This window comes from Ideonella azotifigens, from assembly GCF_006519715.1.
Lineage (GTDB): Bacteria > Pseudomonadota > Gammaproteobacteria > Burkholderiales > Burkholderiaceae_C > Ideonella > Ideonella azotifigens.
In genome coordinates this window covers 1-2,349 of sequence record NZ_VIDT01000776.1, presented here as the reverse complement: position 1 = coordinate 2,349, position 2,349 = coordinate 1, and the positions used below count along the sequence as shown (strand labels likewise).

The following is a 2,349-nucleotide window of genomic DNA, read 5'->3' as shown; positions in this document are numbered from 1 at the left end:
CGTTGGCCGCACTCAGGTTGCCCAGCGTGTCGGTGGTGGCCTGTTCGTAGCGCTTGCAGACGACGGCGATCTTGCTGCCGTCAGGCAGCGCTGTTGCACTGGGGGCGCAGTTGAGGATCGGGTGTGCCGGGTCGACCGGATCGGCCAGGTCGTTGTAGACGGTGGTGGTGATGAGGTTGGGCTCGACCACCTGCGTCTGCAGGTTCCACAGCGGGTGCCACTGGGTGCTGATCTTGCGCTGCGGCTTGGCCGGGCCGGGGTTGCTGGCGGTGTAGCTGGCCACGTCGGCCGGGCAGGTGTCGGCTGTCTTCAGGCCTTCGACCCGCACGGTCTCCAGGTTGCGGCTGGTGTCGTACGCCATGCAGCTTCGGTTGCCCGCGAAGTCGACTCGGCTGGTGACGTTGGCATTGCCGTCGAAGCTTTGGCTGCTGGAGGCAGCGCTGCAGCCGCTGCCCCCGGGCTGGGTCTGCGTGCTGGCGTAGCTCATGCCTTGCACGGTGCTAGAGCCCAACGTGCTCGAATAACCATTTGGCCCTTGCACATAGACATTGCCAACATCACTCCACCGATGATGAATCCATACCACCTTCTTGGCGTCATCAAATTCTTCAGTGATATTCCAGCCAGGCTCCGACCCTTGATTCCAGGAGGCAGAATATCGATTCAATCCCGCTCCCTCCTCGGTACTCACGGCTCGTCCGACATCGTCATACCAAAACGAAGTCAATCTCAAGGAGTCTTCGTCTACCACGCCTGTCAAAGCCCAAGGCAGCCCGGGCTTGTCGTACACGAACTGCAGGTTCTTACCGTCCGGCCAAATGAGCGCCGATAGGTTGCCGTTCGTGTAGGCCGCATCAATGACTTGCCCGTCCACCCTGGTGACTTGAGTGATCACGCCAGAAGTGTCGTACTTGAACTTCACCAATCTTCCAAATTGGTCTTGCACGCTCAGCAGGTAGCCACCACCCGGCGCGTCGGCCGACGCTTCCTTACTGAAATTCAAAGATACCCGTCCACCGCCGGCATAAACAATTTGCCGAGAGCCATCGTAGTAATCATATTCCTCAATAGATTTTCGAATCGAGTCGAAATATAAGTAATTGGACCACGGCAGGGCTTGCAATCTATCTTTTGTGGCGCCGTCAGATTCGTACCATCCAGCAACGGTAGATGGAAACATGGAAACCCACCGCCCGAGGCCGCGCGCCACTTGAATTGAGCCAGCGCTACCGCTAGAAACAAAGGTGAGAGATTTGTGAAAGCTCGTTTCCCACAATGACCCAAACGACGCCGGGGCTAGAAAATTAAACTTCAACCCAGTCTGATCCGGAGGCGTAGGCAGATTTCGCGTATTTCTATACTTTATATCAAAATCCTTACTCAACCCCGTAAAGACTGATACATCATATTGGATTCCACCCGAAAGTGGATATATGGGATCACCTGCAGAAGGAGGCGCAGGGGGGCCGCCGACATTAGCAGGACAACTGCTACCATCCCGTTCGTGGCGCACATCGATTGCTGTATAACAAGCGCCGTTGTAAAAAATTTTGGAAGAGTCGGAGCAGCCGCAATAGTACATATCAGCTGGATCAGTGCTTGCTGTGTTTCGAAACATTGTAAGGCTTCCGCGCGCCGCTCCTTCGCAAACCCAATATCTTCTTACGATAGGACTCCAAACGCCAAACTGACTATTTGGCACAGTCGGAGCGATGTCGTAACGACTCTCGTGGTATGTGTTCACCGCATACCCCGCGTAATCATAAGAACTTGTACTATTCAGCGGACTATCGTCATAGACCATTTGATATATATACCAGACACCACCCCAGCCTGGAGGGTATATGGTATTGCATGTGTCAAACATCGAATTCACGCTTTCAAGTGACTCGCTACCATTCCCCACAATTTCATGGCAGTACCCACCAGTCGATGACCAATTTATCGGTTTCGCAGGGAAGCAAGACCGCAAGCCACCCAATTGCCGGCAGGAAGATGCATCTGCAAACGCATAGGAAAAAGTTGGGGCAAAAGCAATCGCGGCCGCAAGAAGTATTCTGTGCATTTTCATATGGTGGGCATTATTGAGATATTTGGAAAGCAGATGGATAAAATATTTGTCACGACATAAACCAATTTATTCTGAGTCATGACCAATCCGAGAAAGTTTGGGACGCTGATCACTACAGCCCGGAGACGCTTTGCAGGCGTCCCAATGCGTCGTAGGTGCGCGTGATCGTCTTGACCAAGACCTTGGTGGCCGGGTCCGTTCCCTTGTAGTAGCTCTCGGTGAGCCGGTTGCCGGCGTTGTCGAGTTCGTAGTGCTCGCTGTTGCCGTCCGAGCTGCTG

At 54.1% G+C, this 2,349-nt stretch carries 1 pseudogene; it reads right to left on the bottom strand.

What is annotated here, in order from left to right:
- Positions 1 to 1,180: pseudogene (locus tag FKP22_RS27505) on the bottom strand (hypothetical protein); the annotation flags it as partial.
- Positions 1,181 to 2,349: the final 1,169 nt, after the last annotated feature.